Source organism: uncultured Rikenella sp. (genome assembly GCF_948810725.1).
Taxonomy (GTDB): Bacteria; Bacteroidota; Bacteroidia; order Bacteroidales; family Rikenellaceae; genus Rikenella.
On the sequence record NZ_CAQIVA010000007.1, the window covers coordinates 26,522 to 43,673 of the forward strand.

A 17,152-nucleotide genomic window follows, 5' to 3' on the forward strand; every position below is an offset into this window, starting at 1 on the left:
CGTTTTGCAGACAGTCGCGCCAGCGGTTTTCAGTTGCATTGCCTCTCGGAATAAACGCCGCGGGCCCGCGGGGGGCAATGGGCTAGAACTACCCCAAGCGGCAACCTCGACCCCAACTTGAAGCCGAGACGGCCAATAAAACGCCCTGCGGGCGCGCCCCGGGCTTCCGCGACGCAGGACTCAGTGGACGATTGGGGGCTCCAATGAGCATCGGCGAGGGCGGATACAGTTGGGCATCTACAGTTCGCGGCACCTTTGGCATGAATTTGGATTTCCACATGACCGGCCTCAGTCCCAGCCACGCTTACTGCCGTGCCTACGGTCGTCAGTTGCGGTGCCTCTCGGAATAAACGAGGGTCGAGGCATTTGGGGTCGAGGCGACCAGTAAAACGCCCTGTCGGCGGCCCGCCCCGGGCAACCGCTATAGCCATATGGGAACCTTGCATTACAACGGAAATTACGGTTATAGTTATTCGTGCTCAGCCAACGAAACTAACGGTATGTTCTTGGACTTCAATACGCAGGGTCTCAACTCCAGCGGCGGATACGACCGGGCCCACGGTCTTCAGTTGCGTTGCCTCTCGGAATAAACGCCGCGTGCCCGCGGTGGGCAAGGGGTTAGAACTACTCTAAAATAAAAACAGCGTCTCCCCTTGTTCTAAATCCCTGCGGCTCGCAGAGCCGCGCGGGCCGGACGCCTCCCCCTCGGGAGGCCCGCAACGTTCGCAGGCTCACTGCGGTCACTCCCGGGCGTCCGACCCACCAAAGCTATCCCTCTATCATCGTCTGACGCTGGCTATCGGGTTCGTCCTCGGCGCAACAACGGTTCGCCGCCAGCGGTGACTGCAATGAGCCCCGTCGAATTGCAGTCCGCCGCAGGGGGTGGTAGCGAACGGCACAGCGCGCAGGCACGGCGGTTCGAAGAACCGCAAAAGCATAGTCTATTCGTCCTCGGCGCGCCCCCCTCGCGCCGCTAAAGCGTCGCTCTCGCCGAGGACAGCGATTCTGCGAATCGCGCTAATCGCTCTTGACCTACAGCTGTTTGCCGCCAGCGGTAGCGCAACGAGACACAACCAAGCCTGAGAAAATGCAATTGCCTTAGCGGGTCGAAGCCTGCGGGGCCTAAAGCAACGCCAGTTGCGAGCCTCCGCTGCGGAAGGCTTCGGCCCGCGCGACCCGTTGGGTCGCAGGAGCTAGCCCCATTCGTGCTAGGCGCAACAACAGTTCGGCCTGTCGCCCATCCCCCCGAGGCGCTCCGCGCCTGGGCGACAAGGCCGGCGACCCTAAAGGGTCGCAAGAGCACAGCCCAAAAGTTTAGCCCAACTCTCCGCCCATTCGTCCTCGGTTAAAGCGGATCGCCACCAGCAGGAACGCAACCGAGCTTGCGAAAATGCAATTGCCTTAGCGGGTTGAAGCCTGCGGGGCCTAAAACGAGCATGGCGAGTTGCGGGCCTCCGCTGGGGGAGGCTTTCGGCCCGCGCGACCCTAAAGGGTCGCAAAAGCTCGGCCCAGTTCTCCGCCCCAATTCCGTCGGGTTCGGGCTGCGCGCTCCCCGGGTGGGCCGAAGGCCCAGCGCGCAAGCCCGGCGGTTCTACGAACCGCAAAAGCACCACCCAATTCATCACCAATCTGCCGAGTTCGTTTTCGGCCGCAGCCAGCGGAGAACGAAGACGAAGCGTGAGCGGAGTATTTCGGCCCGCATCCGAGGGCTGCGGGCCGACCGTTGACATGGAGACTTAGATATTCGCTCTCAGCCCAAAGCATGTCAAAAAGCACCGCCCAATCCACAGTCCCCTACTCGGCCCTGCGCGGCGCGAAAACCGGCTACGGTTTTCGCGCCTGAAGAACAAGCACAGCCCAAAGCCCAGCCCTGTTTCCGCCCCGTGTGTGCCTCACTGCGGCTCCGCTTTCGCTCCGCCACCTTTCCGTCGCCCGCTGGGATTTCATCTCGATTTTGCTGATGCAAAATGAGCGAAATCCCTCTTTAGGCGGGCGGGCGACGAAGTTTTCGGCAGAGTCGATTTGTTCGCGCGCCTTGGAAAATCTGATTCAAAAGCGAACATCGCTTTTGAATGATTTTCCTGTTAAGGCGTTGGCGCGCGGTCGAGCTTTGTCCCGCCTGAAACTGCCCTACGCGGACGGCGTCCGGGTGACCCCGGCGGGACGGAGCGATACTACGTATCGCTTAATCTGCTCAACCCATTCCCGCGCGCGCACAATCCTGCACTCCCAAAACCGAAAAGTCGTATCTTTCGAAGCAAAAACACCCCCCTACCATGAAATCCCAGAAGAAAATAGTCATTTTCACCGGCGCCGGCATGAGCGCCGACAGCGGCGTCTCCACCTTCCGCGACACCGACGGCCTGTGGGAAAACCACCGCATCGAAGACGTCTGCACCGCCGAAGCCTGGCAGCGCAACCCCCGCCTCGTGCTCGACTTCTACAACGCCCGCCGCGCCCAACTCGACCACGTAACCCCCAACCCCGGTCACCTCGCCCTCGCCGAACTCGAAACCGCCTTCGACCACGTCACCGTCATCACCCAGAACGTCGACGACCTCCACGAACGCGCCGGCAGCACCCGCATCATCCACCTCCACGGCGAACTGCGCAAAGCCCGCAGCGAACGCAACCCCGACCTGATCCTTCCCGCTCCCGGCCCCACCCGCCTCGGCGACCTCGCCCCCGACGGCGCACAACTGCGCCCCCACATCGTCTTCTTCGGCGAACCCGTCCCCGAATACGAACGCGCCCTGAGCGAAGTCCGCGACGCCGATCTGCTCCTCGTGATCGGCACCTCCCTCGCCGTCTACCCCGCCGCCGGCCTCATCTACCAGCTTCCACCCGCCAGCCCCGTCTGGCTCGTCGACCCCCGTCCCGCCCCCGTCGCCATCCACAACCCCCTGACCGTCATACCCGAAAGAGCCGCCGCCGGCCTTCCACCCCTCGTTGCCGACCTCATCCGCCGCCACCCGTAAAGACCCCCCTTAGTCCGCCGTTCCGAGAGAAATTTGTACCTTTGTCCCAGTGCCCGCCCCGCGCGGGCCGTAATCCACGAAAAGCACAGACAGACAGCCATGTTCGAGAACCTTAGCGACCGTTTAGAGCGCTCCTTCAAGATCCTGAAAGGCCAGGGCCGCATCACCGAGATCAATATCGCCGAATCCCTCAAAGAGATTCGGCGCGCCCTGATCGAAGCCGACGTCAATTACAAAGTCGCCAAGACCTTCACCGACCAAGTCAAGCAGAAAGCCATCGGCCAGGAAGTCATCAAATCCGTGAACCCCAGCCAGATGATCGTCAAGATCGTCCACGACGAACTCGCCGCCCTGATGGGCGGCACCGCCGTCGGGATCAACCTGCGCGACACCCCCTCCGTCATCCTCGTGAGCGGGCTCCAAGGCTCCGGTAAGACCACCTTCAGCGGCAAACTCGCCCTCCACCTGAAGAAGAAAGGGCGCGGCGTTCTGCTGATCGGCGGCGACATCTACCGCCCCGCCGCCATCGACCAGCTGAAAGTCCTCGGCCAGCAGATCGGCGTCGAAGTCTACTCCGAACCCGACAACAAGACCGACGCCGTCGCCCTCGTCCAGAACGGCATCCGCTACGCCAAGAGCCAGGGCGGCACCTTCAACACCATTATTATAGACACCGCCGGGCGCTTCGCCATCGACGAACAGATGATGCGCGAGATCACCGCCATCAAAGCCGCCGTGAAGCCCTCCGAGACCCTGTTCGTCGTCGACTCCATGACCGGCCAGGACGCAGTCAATACGGCGAAAGAGTTTAACGACCGTCTGGACTTCGACGGTGTCGTGCTCACCAAGCTCGACGGCGACACCCGCGGCGGGGCAGCCATCTCGATCCGTTCCGTCGTCGACAAGCCCCTGAAATTCGTCAGCACCGGCGAAAAGATGGACGCCCTCGACATCTTCCACCCCGAACGGATGGCCGACCGGATCCTCGGAATGGGCGACATCGTCTCGCTCGTCGAACGCGCCCAGGAACAGTTCGATGAAGAAGAGGCCCGGAAGCTCCAGAAAAAGCTCGCCCGCGACCAGTTTACCATGCAGGACTTCCTGAACCAGATCCAGCAGATCAAGAAGATGGGCAACATCAAAGATCTGGCCTCGATGATTCCCGGCGTGGGGAAGGCCTTGAAAGACATAGACATGGACAACAGCGTCTTCAAACAGACCGAAGCCATCATCCAGTCGATGACCCCGGCCGAACGCGAGAACCCCTCCTTGTTGAACGGCGTCCGAAAATCTCGGATCGCCCGCGGGAGCGGGACAGATGTCGCCGCCATCAACCGCCTGTTGAAGCAGTTCGACCAAACCCGTAAGATGATGAAGATGGTCGCCGGCGGAGGAGGTGCGATGGCTCGGATGGCCGGTGCCGCCGCCATGATGCGCCGCGGCAGGCGGTAAAGTTTCGCAGCAAGGTTTTGCGATACCCCACCGCCCGACACCACTCATTTTGCACATATTTTCAGTCGGTACACACCGACGTCGAAAAATCCCCCTCTCGATTCCGTCAGGTCTCGGAGGGGGATATTTTTTGCCCGAAAACGCAACGCCGTGCGCTCTGCCCCGGGCTACCGCGACCGCGGCGAGGGAGCGTTGTGGAGCGTCGGCGACGAGGGTTCCGTCTGGTCGGCTGCGACTAACGGGACGGGCGGCGTCTATTTGCGTTTCGTCGTGAATGCGGCTCAGCCCAGCGCCTCGAGCAGCCGTGTCCACGGCTTTCCGTTGCGTTGCCTCTCGGAATAAACGGGGAAAGACCACCGCCCCGGGCTACCGCGACGCAGGAAACGAAGGGCGATCGGGTAGCCTGAACTACACCGGTAACGGCGGTTACAATTGGACTTCTGCAATCAGCGACACCAATGGAATGTACTTGTATTTCTATACGGCATGGCTCACTCCCTGCCTCGCAAACAATCGCGCCTACGGTTTTCAGCTGCGTTGCCTCTCGGAATAAACGGACGCAAGGCGTCTTTGATGGCCGTGTCTACCCCAAACAACGGGCAGCCTCACCCCTCAAATCCAGCCCATTGCCCACCGCGGGCACGCGCGACCCGAACGCAGTACCCTCAGCCAAATCGCGCGACCCGTTTTAAGAGGGAAATCGTCAACATGTGCTTGCGCGTTTTGACAAGATTTCCCAAGGCGCGCGGACAATGAGCAGGACCGAGACGGCCAATAAAACGCCCTGCGGGCGCGCCCCGGGCTACCGCGAAAGAGTAGATGGCCAGTTATGGTGCGCCGGCAGCCACGGATAGAGCTGGTCAGCCACGTCCGGCTACTCGGAGGAGCGTTACTGTGGCATGTACTTGTATTTCCTCACTACGAACCTCAATCCCGGCAACACGGGTAATCGGGCCGCCGGTCTTCAGTTGCGCTGCCTCTCGGAATAAACGGACGCTAAGCGTCTTTTGATGGCCGGGTCTACCCTAAAGATACCCCAAACCGGCAGCCGCTACCCTAAACAACCGGCAGGAACTAGCCCAAATAACGGCCAGCCTCTACCCTATTTGAGTTAAATCCCTGCGGTTCGCAGAACCGCCCGGGCCGAAGCCTCCCCACGGGAGGCGTCCGGCCCGCGCGGCTCTGCGAGCCGCAAGAGCAACGCCTCTTTGCTATGAGATTCGTCTTCGGCGCGCCTCCCCGCACCGGTGCCTTCGGGCACTCCGATCGGGCAGCCTCTACCCCAATAAGAGGCCAGCGATTCTGCAAATCGCGCTATTCGCTCTTAGCCTACAACAGTCCGCCGCGTGGGGTGGCGGCGGACTGCGCGACCCTAAAGGGTCGCAAGAGCACGACCAACGGTTCAGCCCAAAGCCAGGCCAATAGTTCACCCCATTCTGTTGGTTTCGGGCTGCGCGCTCCCCGGGTGGGCCGAAGGCCCAGCGCGCAAGCCCGGCGGTTCGAAGAACCGCAAAAGCACCACCCAATTCATCACCAATCTGCCGAGTTCATTTTCGGCCGCAGCCAGCGGAGAACGAATATTAAGGCTGAGGCGGCCAGTAAAAGACGCTGTGCGTCCCCTCCGCATCCGGGGGCTGCGGGCCGACCGTTGACATGGAGACTTAGATATTCGCTCTCAACCCAAAGTAAAGACCAAAGCACGATCACAAGCACAGCCCAATTCACCGCCCCAGCCAAGCCCCAAACTCGGCCTGGCACGGCGGGAAAACCGGTTACGGTTTTCCCGCCCGAAGAACGAGCACAGCCCAAAGCTCGCCCCAGTTCTTTGCCCTGTGTCCGCCTCATTGCGGCTCCGCTGTCGCTCCGCCGCATTTGCCGTCGCCTGCTGGGGATTTCATCTCTATTTTGCTCACCGCAAAATGAGTGAAATCCCTTTTTACGCGGGCGGGCGACGGATTTCGCGCGCTCCTTTAGGCGGGGCGCGGTCGAGCTTTGTCCCGGATGAAACTGCCCTGCGCGGGCGGCGGCCGGTTGTAAGGCAGAGACAACCCTAACAAAACGCCCGATGGGCGCACCGGCGGGACGGAGCGATACTGCGTATCGCTTAATCAGCTCAGCCCAATTCTTTATTCGCGCGCCTGCGCGATTCATCTACATTCGGCTACCGCCGAAAGAGTTGAATCGCTTTTTTGGCATGGCGCGCGGTTACTTTGAAGTAATAAAGGCCGCCCGCCATGACGCGAACGCGTCCGCCGGGCAGGCCCCGCGTGGCCGCGGCGCGCAATGAGCCGCCGCGGCCAAATAACGCACGACACCCTCAGCCCCAACCTCAAGAGAATCCCCACCCCCCAAACCGTGCAAACTCCGGCAGAAGCAACCCCTGCAACAACAAAAGTGCCGGTCGATTTCCATCGACCGGCACTTCACATTCATGACTTTACAATTTACTTCCCATAAATAACCCCTTCCGCCGCCAAAAGCGTGTTTTTCATCAAGCTCACGATCGTCATCGGCCCCACCCCGCCCGGCACCGGCGTAATGTAACTGCACTTCGGCGCCACCTCGTCGAACTTCACATCCCCCAACAACTTCCACCCGTTTTTCGTTTTGTCGCTCGGCACCCGCGTAATCCCCACATCGATCACCACCGCCCCCGGCTTCACCATGTCCGCCGTCACGAACTCCGCCTTCCCCAACGCCGCCACCAGAATATCCGCCCCCGCACAAATCTCCCTCAGGTTCTCCGTCCGGCTGTGACACAACGTCACCGTACAATTGAACTCCTTATCCGACAACAAATTAGCCATCGGCCGCCCCACGATATTGCTCCGTCCCACCACCACGCAATGCCGTCCCGCCGTCGGTATTTTATAATACCTCAACAGCTCGCAAATCCCCTCCGGCGTCGCCGAGACATAAGCCGGCAACCCCAGAATCATCCGCCCGACATTCACCGGATGAAACCCGTCCACATCCTTCCGCGGATCGATCGCCTCGATCACCTTTTGCTCCGAAATATGCTTCGGCAGCGGCATCTGGACAATGAACCCATCCACCTCCGGATCCGCATTGAGCCGCCCGATCTCGCCCAACAACGCCTCCTCCGTGATATCCTCCTCGAAGCGCAACACCGTCGACCGGAAACCGATCTCGCGACACGCCCGCTCCTTATGCCCCACATACGTTTCGCTCGCCCCGTCGTGCCCGACCAGTATCGCCACCAGATACGGTTTCCGCTCCATCGCCGCCACCCGTTCCGCCATCCGCTGCTTCAGCGCCGCAGCCACCGCTTTTCCATCAATTAGCTCCATTTTATCTCTATTTTTCAAATAATTCTTCCGAAACCCTCCCACAAAGAGAGCCTACATCCGCTCCGGCATCTCGATCCCCAGCAAACCCATCGCCCGCGCCAAGATCCGCGCCACCTCGCCCGCTAACACCAACCGGAACGCCCGATCCTCCGACGCCACATCCGACCGCAGGATCGGATAATCGTGATAATACTGGTTGAACTCCTTCGCCAGGTCATAAGCATAAGCCGCCACGATCGCCGGCGAGAACGCCTCTCCCGCCTCGCGCACCACCCCTCCGAACTCCGTGAGCAGTTTGATCAGCTCGATCTCCTTCGCCTCCGGCACCCGCCCGTCGAAGAAATCCGCCGCAGAAGCAACCCTCCCCTCCCCTTTCTGCTCCTCCGCCCTCCGCTGCAACGACCGGATCCGGGCATACGTATACTGAATGAACGGCCCCGTATTCCCGTTGAAATCAATCGACTCCTTCGGGTCGAACAACATCGTCTTCTTCGGATCGACCTTGAGGATGAAGTATTTGAGCGCCCCCAAGCCCACCATCCGCGAGATTTCGGCAATCTCCTCGTCCGCCAAGCCGTCCAGTTTTCCCGCCTCGACCGCCACCGCCCTCGCCGTCGCCACCATCTCCGCAATCAGGTCGTCCGCATCCACCACCGTCCCCTCGCGAGACTTCATCTTGCCCTCCGGCAGCTCCACCATCCCGTACGAAAGGTGGAAAATCCCGTCCGCCCACTCGTACCCCAACTTCCTGAGGATCAACTTCAAGACCTGAAAATGGTAATTCTGTTCATTCCCCACCACATAGACCATCTCGTCCAGCCCGTACTCCCCGTGCCGCTGCACCGCCGTCCCCAAGTCCTGCGTCATGTAGACACTCGTCCCATCCCCCCGCAAGAGGAGCTTCTGATCCAGCCCGTCCCCCGTCAAGTCCGCCCACACCGACCCGTCCTCCTTCCGGAAGAAGACCCCGTTCTCCAACCCCCTCTGCACCAGCTCCTTCCCCAAGAGATACGTATTCGATTCGTAATAGACCTTGTCGAACGACACCCCCAACGCCCGGTAAGTCTCGTCGAACCCCTTGTAGACCCATCCGTTCATCCGCTCCCAGAGCCCGTAGACCTCCGGATCCTTCGCCTCCCACCGTCTGAGCATCTCCTGCGCCTCGCGCATAATGGGCGCCTCCCTCTTCGCCGTCTCCTCGTCCAGCCCACGCTCCGCCATCAGCTGCCGCACCTCCGCCTTATAGGCCTGATCGAACGCCACGTAGTACTTTCCGACCAAATGATCCCCCTTCATCCCGCTCGACTCCGGCGTCTCCCCCTCCCCGAACTTGAGCCACGCCAGCATTGACTTGCAGATATGAATTCCTCGGTCATTCACCAGATTGGCTTTCAAGACATTGCATCCGTTCGCCTCCAGGATTTTCGAGACCGAATACCCCAACAGATTGTTCCGGATATGCCCCAAGTGGAGCGGCTTGTTGGTGTTCGGCGAGCTATACTCGACCATCACCGTCCGCCCGTTGTCGCACACGAAGCCATAATTAGACTCCCCCCTCATCTCCGCCATCGCGCCGATCCAATACGCCGGCGTGAGCGACAGATTGAGAAATCCCTTGATGACATTGAACTCCCCGATCGTCTCCGGACAATTCTCCCGCAGCCAGAGTCCGATCTCGTTCGCCGTAGCCTCCGGCGCCTTTCGGCTGATTTTCAGGAGCGGAAAGGTGACCAGCGTATAATCCCCCTCGAACTCCTTCCTGGTTTTCGAAATCTGCACCTCGGCCACCGCCCCGCCATACAGCGCGGCCACCGCCCGTTCACAACACGTTTTAACCGTATTCTCAGCATTCATAGTCGTATATATTTCTTCGTATCCTTAACCCTGCGTCCCCCTCTCTCAGTACGCCCTACTCCGGCGCCGTCGCCAGCACCAGTTTGTATTTGTTGTCCCGCGCGATATTCATCACCTTGACCACCTCGTCCACCGGCACCGTTCGGTCGCAGTGCAACGATATCGTCGGCTCCTCGACCCCCTCCAGGCGAGTGCGAAGCCGCCCCGCCAACTGATCGAACGACACCTGCTCCATCTCGACAAAATACTGAAGATCAGCCGTAATCGAGACCGTCGTATACGGTTTCTCCTTGTTCGCATTGCTGCTCTTCGGCAGCAACAGCTTGAGCGCATTCGGGTTGATGAGCGTCGTGGAGATCATCAGGAAGAGCAGCAGCAGAAAGATCAAGTCCGTCTGCGACGCGCTTCCCCCTCCCATATCTATTTTAGAACTCCGTTTAATGGCCATCGTAAATGAGCACTATCTTGTGTAACGTAAAACAACCAGCCGCATCCGCTCCCGCCCCCTTAGAGCATCCTCCCGCCGCCCGTCGGATTCTCCTTAGCCGTGACGATATCCATGAAAGCGATCGTATTGGCCTCCATCTGGAATACCACCTTTTCGATCCTGGCCACGAGGAAGTTATACCCGAAGTAGGCCGGAATCCCGACCACCAGCCCCCCGACCGTCGTAATCATGGCCGTGTACATCCCGCTGGCCAAGATCGAGAGATCGACCGACCCTCCCGCCGCCGCCATGTCCATAAACGCCTGCACCATCCCGAGCACCGTCCCGAGGAAGCCGATCATCGGCGCCCCTCCGGCCGTCGTCGCGAGGAACGGCAAACCGCTCTCCAGCCTCGAGACCTCCAGATTGGCCACATTTTCGATCGCCGCCTGAATATCCGCCTTCGGCCTGCCGAGATTCATAATCCCTTTTTCGATCATCCTCGCGACCGGACTCCTCCTCGTGCGGCAATACTGAATCGCCTGCTCGATCTTCCGTTCGTAGATCAAGTCCCTGATTTTGGTCATAAACCCGGCATCCATCTTGTCGGACGCCTGCCTCACCATCCAGAATCGTTCGAAGAAGATAAAGATGGATATCGCCGACAACAGCGCCAACGGAATCATCAACCATCCGCCGGCGAGGATCAGCGATCCCAGTCCGATCGTTTCGGGTTTCGCCGCCGCCTGGGCAGCCTGCAAGAACATCATAGTCGTCAGAATATAAACATTTTACAGTTATTCGCGTTCGCCGCCCCACCTTCCCTTCTCTCTGCGAGCGCCCTTCTCCCCACCCCGATTTTGGAGTAAGTTGTTGCAAATATATGAATTTTTAGACGGAATTTCACGCCTCCGTCCGGCTCTCCCGCTCCGGGCTGGCGCGGACATACGACGGGAACCTTATGGGGCATCTGCATGCTCGGCTACAGTTATTCAGCCTCCACCGACAAGCGCAACGGAATAGCCTTGGATTTCGACGTATCGCACCTACATCCGGGAAACGCGAATGCCCGCGCCTGCGGTCTTCAGTTGCGTTGCCTCTCGGAATAAACGGGACAAGCGGCACCGCCCGGGCTTCCGCGACTCAGGCAACCTTACTCAATGGGGCGGCCTGATGTACGTCAGCACTAACGGTTACAGCTGGGCTTCCACGGTCAACGATACCGATGGCATGAACTTAGGTTTGAGCGTGACGTGGCTTGTTTCCAGTTGCCCGAGCGGACGTGCCTACGGTTTTCAGTTACGTTGCCTCTCGGAATAAATGGAAACACGAACCCCGCCCCGGGCTTCCGCGACGCGGGCAATCATGGGCGATTGGGCGCACCGGTGGGCAGCGGCAACTACGGGTACAATTGGTCTTCCTCCTTTAGCGGGACTCGCGGCGTGTTCTTGAACTTCGGCACGCAGCACCTCGGGCCCAGCTATGTGGACTACCGTGGCCACGGTCATCAGTTGCGTTGCCTCTCGGAATAAACGGGGAAGGAGTGGGGGCGGTGAATAAGGGGCTGGGCTACCCTACTCTCTTGGACGGGCTGAAGCCTGCGGGACCCAAAAGCAACGTCAGTTGCGGGCCTCCGCGGCGGGAGGCTTCGGCCCGCGCGGCTCTGCGAGCCGCAGAAGCTCGGCCCAAATTGCGGCCAACAGCACAGCCCAAATCGGCCAAGTTCGGCCTGTCGCCCACCCCCCCGAGCGGCTTCGCCGCTGGGCGACAGGGCCGGCAGTTCGAAGAACCGCAAAAGCACGCCCCATTGAACTGCCCCATTCTACGATGTTCGTCCTCGGGCACACCTTAATTAAAACTGTTCGCCGCCAGCGGAGGCGCAACGAAGCGCAACCAAGCCTGAGAAAATGCAAGTACTTTAGCGGGTCGAAGCCTGCGGGGCATAAAACGAGCATGGCGAGTTGCGGGCCTCCGCGGTCGGAGGCTTCGGCCCGCGCGGCTCTGCGAGCCGCAGAAGCTCAGCCCATTTGTTTTCGACCGCAGCCAGCGGAGAACAAATATTAAGGCTGAGGCGGCCAGTAAAAGACGCTGTGCGTCCCCTCCGCATCCGGGGGCTGCGGGCCGACCGTTACCACGGGGACTTAGCTACTCGCTCTCGGCCCAAAGTAAAGACTAAAGCACGATCACAAGCACAGCCCAACCCATCGCCCAAAGCCAAGCCCTTTGCTCGGCCCTGCGCGGCTCGAAAACCGTTTTCGGTTTTCGAGCCTGAAGAACAGACACAGCCCAAAGCTCGTCCCTGTTCTCCGCCCCGTGTCTACCTCACTGCGGCTCCGCTTTCGCTCCGCCGGAGCCGCTCGGCACCCGAAAGATAGCCGGGCCTATCCCTATTCCCGTCGCCCGCGGCAATTCTTGCCGGATTGGCCGAGTGCCAACCGGCAGAATATGCCCTCTTTAGGCGGGCGGGCGACGGAGCTTTACGTGAAGTCGAGTTTTTCGCGCGCCTTGCGCGATTCATCTATATTCGGCTAACCGCCGAAATAGTTGAATCGCTTCTTTTGGCGGGGCGCGCGATCTGAACACTGCCACGGCTGGAAGAGAACCAGAAAAACTTTAGACGGATGCTTGCACATCCTAAAGCTGCCGACGGCCCAACCTTTTTTCCGCGCGCTGGCGGAAATCTTATTCAAACGCATCATTTGCGTTTGAATGATTTCCTACTTCAGCGGTCGCGCGCGGTCGAGCTTTGCCCCGCCTGAAACTGCCCTACGCGGGCGGCGTCCGGGTGACCCCGGCGGGACAGAGCGATACTGCGTATCGCTTAATCAGCTCAGCCCAATTCTTTATTCTCGCGCCTGCGCGATTCATCTATATTCGGCTACCGCCGAAATAGTTGAATCGTTTCTTTTGGCGTCGGCGCGCGGTCGAGCTTTGTCCCGCCTAAAACTGCCCTCGGGCCGGGCAGGCCCCGCGTGCCCGCGGTGGGCAAATAGCCGCCTCTACCCCAGTTCTTTGTCCGCGCGCGGATCGAGCTTTGTGCGCCTAAAACTGCGCGGGCCCCCAAATAGAAACTCACAAACCTACCCCTTAACCACCCCTCCTGCGAAACACAAACGCCGGCGTTCCTACAAAAGAGGAACGCCGGCGCAAAACCTGCAACAGGAGGGAGAAAAACACCGATCCTCCTGTTAATCAAACAGCTAAATCGCCTGACTGATAAAGAAGACAGCCGCTACCCCCAGAATCGCGTACAATTCCGGGAACGCCAAGAGAATCAGCGAATTACCGAACACATCATGTCCGTTTCCGATCGCCGTGATGGCATTCGCCGCCACCTGACCCTGCCGCAGCGAGCTCCAAAGGCTCACCAACCCGAGCGCCAAACCACCCCCCACAATCGCCGCCGCCTGCGCCATCGTGATCTCCGGAGTCAGAAAGCCCTTCAACAGGAAGTACCCCAGAAAGCCGTACAGCCCCTGCGTCGAAGGCATCGCACAGAGAATCATGTAACTCCCGAACGCCCCCTTATTCTTCTTCATCGCTCCGACAGCCGCATTACCGCTGATCGTCGTCCCGTAGCAGCTCCCCACACCCGAAAAGACAAGCATGACTGCCACTCCCAAATAAGCCCAAAAAATCGGTTCCATAATCGTTTGTTTTTGTTTTTTATTGTGTTTTCCTTTTTATTCTCATCTATTTAATCGTTCCGTGTCTACCCGGCTGGAACCGTACCTTTCTTGAAAGAAAGGTACCCAAAGAACTTTTGCAGAGGTCGTCCCGTTGGGCCGACCACGTGTTCTCTCCGCCTTGTTTCGTTGGGCTGGGATTTTCAGGCGAGGCGCATTGGGGTAATACTCGCATTATAGCGCCCCGCCGAAAATCCAGCCCAACCCAAGAGCAGACACGGCCAGAGCATCCCGCAGGGATGCGCTCTGAAGTTTTTCTGGTTCTCTTTGTTCACAAAGAGAACAGTTCCGTACAGGGCAAAGAACAATAATCGAACAATTTATTTATCGATCCGTTTAAACGGCACGAACTTTCGCCCCCCCCCATCGAACCCCGCATTTTTGTAGAACTCGACGAACGTCAGCCGCACCGGATGCACAAACGCCCCCAGCGCACTGATAAAGATATTCAACCCGTGACCGATCAGCAGAATGATCGCCATCACGATCCAGCTCACGACCGGGATATTCCCGCTGAGCCCCACCGACAACGCATTGAACACCTGCGCGATGATCGCCCCCGCCAGCCCGATCGCGAAGAGCCGCACATACGAGACCAAGTCCCCCACCACCCCCGTCGCCATCTCGTAAGAGTTGTAGAGCCCCACCCCGACATTGACCAGCGGGTTTTTCTTCGGCGAGTTGAAGAAAAAGATCAGCAGCCCCGCAATTCCCAGCAGGACATAGAACACCACCCCCGGCGCATCCAATATCCCCCCCAGCGCCAATCCCCCCGTCACGAAGAGAATCACCCACCCCAGCGTCGACAAGCCGTAGAGAAAGCTCCCGTTCTGTTTCCAGCGGTTGAAGATGCGCAGAATCATCCCGAACAAGATCTGCGCCGCCCCCAGCCCCACCGCGACATTGAACATATTCTCGTTCGAGACGAAGTACTCCTTGAACCTCACCAGCTCCGGCACCTTCGCCAGCTCGATACCGAAGACATTCCCCGTCAAGAGCCCGAAAAAGACCGTCGCTATATTGAGGAAGAGCGCCAGCCAGGCAAAATCCCGAAAACGCACCGGAATCTTGCGCCAGAAGAGCACGATCGCCAAGATGAACAGCACCCCGTACCCCGCATCCCCGAAACACATCCCGAAGAAGAGCATGAAGAACGGCGCAAAGAACGGCGTGATATCGATTTCGTTGTACCTCGGCAGCATATAGAGCGATCCGATCGGTTCGAACAACCGCGCAAAGAAATGATTCTTGAGTTTGATCGGCGGATTCTGTTCGACCCTCGCCTCCTCCTCCGCCCAGACCACCGGCTGACCGTCGAGGAACTCCTCCAGCTTCGTTTTCAGCGGCGTCGGCACCCACGCCTCGACCACCTTCACCGTCCCCTCCGCATACTCCGTCCCCGCGTGCAGCGCCTCGTCGAACGCAATTCCGTTCTTCAGCTCCACATAATCGGCCCATATCCGATCCCGCGACAAAGCCGCCCGCGCAATCACCTCCTGTTTTTGCGCCTCCTCCCTCAGATAGGTTTCGATCTGCAACTCCTTCTGCGTGAAAGTCATCTCCGGCGCGCGCAACTCGACCGCCGCCGTCCCCAGCCCGATCGCTTCCGTCGCCGCCCCCGCCTCGCCCACCGGCTGCGCCACCACGAAATAGGTCATCCCGCCCAAATTCTGCACCACCACCTGAATCGGGTATTCCCACTCCCACTCCGTCCGGTACTGTTTGGTCGGCACCTCGAAGAAGCGGAGAGCAATCCCCTCAGCCTCCCTGAGCCGCCTGATTTCCGCCGGGTCGAACTCGCCCCACATCGCCAGCCCGTCCAGCTCCGCCGTCGCCTTCATGCGAAGCGTTTCGAGCTGCGCGATGCGCTCCGTCGCCCCCTCCAACGCCTCGACCGCCTCTTCGACCGTATCGAAAGGCGCCACATCGCGTTTCTCCTCCTCGGCATCCTTTTCGGCCCTCCCCCGCTTGACCGCCCCGAGGCGCATGTAAGCATTTTTATACCGTTCGGCCCTGGCCATCCTCTCCCTCTGCTCCGGCGACGGCTCCCAGTCCGAGAGCGTCACATCCGCCACCCCCAGCTCCCGCAGGCGTTCCATAAACGATTCCACGTCGCCGTGGTACAAGACGACATTGAATCGGGTCATGCGTTCGATCATAAAGCAGCCTCCGTTTCCAGTCTGGATTTAACAATTTTCTGGGACGATTTCGAGAGGTTTTCCTCGTCTTCGAGGAAGCGTTTGATCTTCCTGATCGCCTCCTGATATCCCGGGATCTGCACCTTTTCGTACAGATTGACCTTCTGCGTGGTCTTCTTCCGCGCCCTTTCGAGCAGCTCCATCTTCCGTCGATAGAACTCGCTTTCGACGCCCAGCCGAGCCAGCTCCTTGAGAATCCTCATCCCGTCGGCGAGCCACAGCGGCGCACTGAAGAGGTTGTACGGTTTCTCCTCATACTGAATATCTTCGAGCACCGGAATCTCCACCCCGGCGATTTTCTGCTCTCCGAACTTCACCTCCCTGACGGTAATCAACGACCGGTCGAACTCCCCCCAGAGCTGCACCATATAGTCGTACTCCCTCATCGTTCGGTCGAGCTGCTCCTGCAACTCCGCGACCCGGTCTTTGGCCTTCTTGACCTCAGAGCGCAGTGCCGACTCCTTGCTTTTGATCGTAGGCAAGGCTTTGGTTCTCATGGCGAGCTGTTTTCCGAGCTCGCCGAGCGCAGTTTTATTGAACTGAAACTTGATCATTCTAAAATAATTTTGCCTCGTAAAAGACAAGGCCGCCGGCAGCTTGAGGATGCGTCAGCATCCGTCGAAAGTTTGGCTTCGCGTTGCCTTCGGCTTCCTCGTGCTACCTCGGCATAGCCCGTAAACGGTCTCTGCTCTCGGAACGCTACTCGGTTCCTCCTTGCACCTCGGCCATTCAAACAAGTTTGATGGCACTCGGTTGCTGCGTCGGTTTTTCGGTTCCTTTTGTTCACAACCGACGCTGCCAGCGAGAGCAATGCAAACGCAGTTTGCAAATTGCCGAGCGGCGAGGAGGAAGGCGTAGCCAACGAGAACAGTTCGAGGCGGCTCGAACTCGACAGTCGCCCGCCCGCGTAAAAGGGCATATTCTGCCGATTGGCGGCGAGCCAATCCGGCAAGAATGGCCGCGGGCGACTGAAATTGGGGTAGACACGACCAGCTTTCGCGTGCCGAGCAGTACCGCGCGCCACGCCTTAGGAGGAAAATCATTCAAAAACGCAATCGTTTTTGAATAAGATTTTCCAAGGCGCGCGGACAAAGAGCGGTGCGAGGAGTTGGGCTGAGCTTCTGCGGCTCACAGAGCCGCGCGGGCCGAAGCCTCCCGCAGCGGAGGCCCGCAACTGACGTTGCTGTTGGGCCCCGCAGGCTTCGGCCTGCCCTCAAGCTCAACCCAAAGCACTGCACTGTGTCCG

General features: G+C 59.5%; 14 protein-coding genes. 7 read left to right on the forward strand and 7 right to left on the reverse strand.

Going from position 1 to position 17,152, the window contains the following annotated elements; all coding sequences use genetic code 11:
- Positions 1-203: 203 nt before the first annotated feature.
- The 4 genes from Q9S52_RS04315 (at position 204) to Q9S52_RS04330 (ending at position 4,772) form a co-directional block, all read left to right on the forward strand.
- A complete protein-coding gene (locus Q9S52_RS04315; protein WP_304708282.1) occupies positions 204-350 on the forward strand; it encodes a hypothetical protein in 147 nt (48 codons plus the stop codon).
- Positions 351-2,276: 1,926 nt separating this feature from the next.
- On the forward strand, positions 2,277-2,978 hold the full coding sequence (locus Q9S52_RS04320; RefSeq protein ID WP_304708283.1) for a Sir2 family NAD-dependent protein deacetylase: 702 nt from the start codon (positions 2,277-2,279) through the stop codon (positions 2,976-2,978).
- 99 nt (positions 2,979-3,077) lie between these two features.
- Entirely contained in the window at positions 3,078-4,430 is a 1,353-nt protein-coding gene (gene ffh, locus Q9S52_RS04325; RefSeq protein WP_304708284.1) for a signal recognition particle protein, read from the forward strand.
- Between the two features lie 150 nt (positions 4,431-4,580).
- Positions 4,581-4,772: a hypothetical protein gene (locus Q9S52_RS04330; RefSeq protein WP_304708285.1), complete on the forward strand. Its 192-nt coding sequence runs from the start codon at positions 4,581-4,583 to the stop codon at positions 4,770-4,772.
- A 2,102-nt stretch (positions 4,773-6,874) separates the two neighbouring features.
- Here Q9S52_RS04330 and Q9S52_RS04335 read toward each other — a convergent pair.
- From Q9S52_RS04335 to Q9S52_RS04350, 4 genes are read right to left on the reverse strand one after another with little or no spacing between them, the layout of a single operon-like run.
- Positions 6,875-7,741 carry a bifunctional 5,10-methylenetetrahydrofolate dehydrogenase/5,10-methenyltetrahydrofolate cyclohydrolase gene (locus Q9S52_RS04335; protein ID WP_304708286.1) on the reverse strand — a complete coding sequence of 289 codons (867 nt, stop codon included), beginning with the start codon at positions 7,739-7,741 and terminating at the stop codon, positions 6,875-6,877.
- A 51-nt stretch (positions 7,742-7,792) separates the two neighbouring features.
- Positions 7,793-9,595, reverse strand: coding sequence for an arginine--tRNA ligase (gene argS / locus Q9S52_RS04340; protein ID WP_304708287.1), 1,803 nt, complete (start codon positions 9,593-9,595; stop codon positions 7,793-7,795).
- 55 nt (positions 9,596-9,650) lie between these two features.
- Positions 9,651-10,043, reverse strand: coding sequence for a biopolymer transporter ExbD (locus Q9S52_RS04345; protein ID WP_294594343.1), 393 nt, complete (start codon positions 10,041-10,043; stop codon positions 9,651-9,653).
- 59 nt (positions 10,044-10,102) lie between these two features.
- Positions 10,103-10,792 carry a MotA/TolQ/ExbB proton channel family protein gene (locus tag Q9S52_RS04350; RefSeq protein WP_297623571.1) on the reverse strand — a complete coding sequence of 230 codons (690 nt, stop codon included), beginning with the start codon at positions 10,790-10,792 and terminating at the stop codon, positions 10,103-10,105.
- A gap of 204 nt (positions 10,793-10,996) precedes the next feature.
- Here Q9S52_RS04350 and Q9S52_RS04355 point away from each other — a divergent pair, with 204 nt between their 5' ends.
- The 3 genes from Q9S52_RS04355 to Q9S52_RS04365 all read left to right on the forward strand — a co-directional run bounded on the left by Q9S52_RS04355 (position 10,997) and on the right by Q9S52_RS04365 (position 11,554).
- Positions 10,997-11,131, forward strand: coding sequence for a hypothetical protein (locus Q9S52_RS04355; RefSeq protein WP_304708288.1), 135 nt, complete (start codon positions 10,997-10,999; stop codon positions 11,129-11,131).
- Positions 11,132-11,195: 64 nt separating this feature from the next.
- Positions 11,196-11,342 carry a hypothetical protein gene (locus tag Q9S52_RS04360; RefSeq protein ID WP_304708289.1) on the forward strand — a complete coding sequence of 49 codons (147 nt, stop codon included), beginning with the start codon at positions 11,196-11,198 and terminating at the stop codon, positions 11,340-11,342.
- Positions 11,327-11,554, forward strand: a complete 228-nt coding sequence (locus Q9S52_RS04365) for a hypothetical protein (RefSeq protein ID WP_304708290.1) — start codon at positions 11,327-11,329, stop codon at positions 11,552-11,554. Before Q9S52_RS04360 ends, Q9S52_RS04365 begins: the two co-directional genes overlap by 16 nt.
- 1,668 nt (positions 11,555-13,222) lie before the next feature.
- On the opposite strand, the gene Q9S52_RS04370 is transcribed toward Q9S52_RS04365, so the two are convergent.
- The 3 genes from Q9S52_RS04370 to Q9S52_RS04380 all read right to left on the reverse strand — a co-directional run bounded on the left by Q9S52_RS04370 (position 13,223) and on the right by Q9S52_RS04380 (position 16,460).
- Complete coding sequence (locus Q9S52_RS04370; protein WP_294594968.1) at positions 13,223-13,669, reverse strand: V-type ATP synthase subunit K; 447 nt, start codon at positions 13,667-13,669, stop codon at positions 13,223-13,225.
- A 359-nt stretch (positions 13,670-14,028) separates the two neighbouring features.
- Positions 14,029-15,867, reverse strand: a complete 1,839-nt coding sequence (locus tag Q9S52_RS04375) for a V-type ATP synthase subunit I (protein ID WP_304708291.1) — start codon at positions 15,865-15,867, stop codon at positions 14,029-14,031.
- Entirely contained in the window at positions 15,864-16,460 is a 597-nt protein-coding gene (locus tag Q9S52_RS04380; RefSeq protein WP_294594912.1) for a V-type ATP synthase subunit D, read from the reverse strand. Before Q9S52_RS04380 ends, Q9S52_RS04375 begins: the two co-directional genes overlap by 4 nt.
- Positions 16,461-17,152 lie beyond the last annotated feature (692 nt).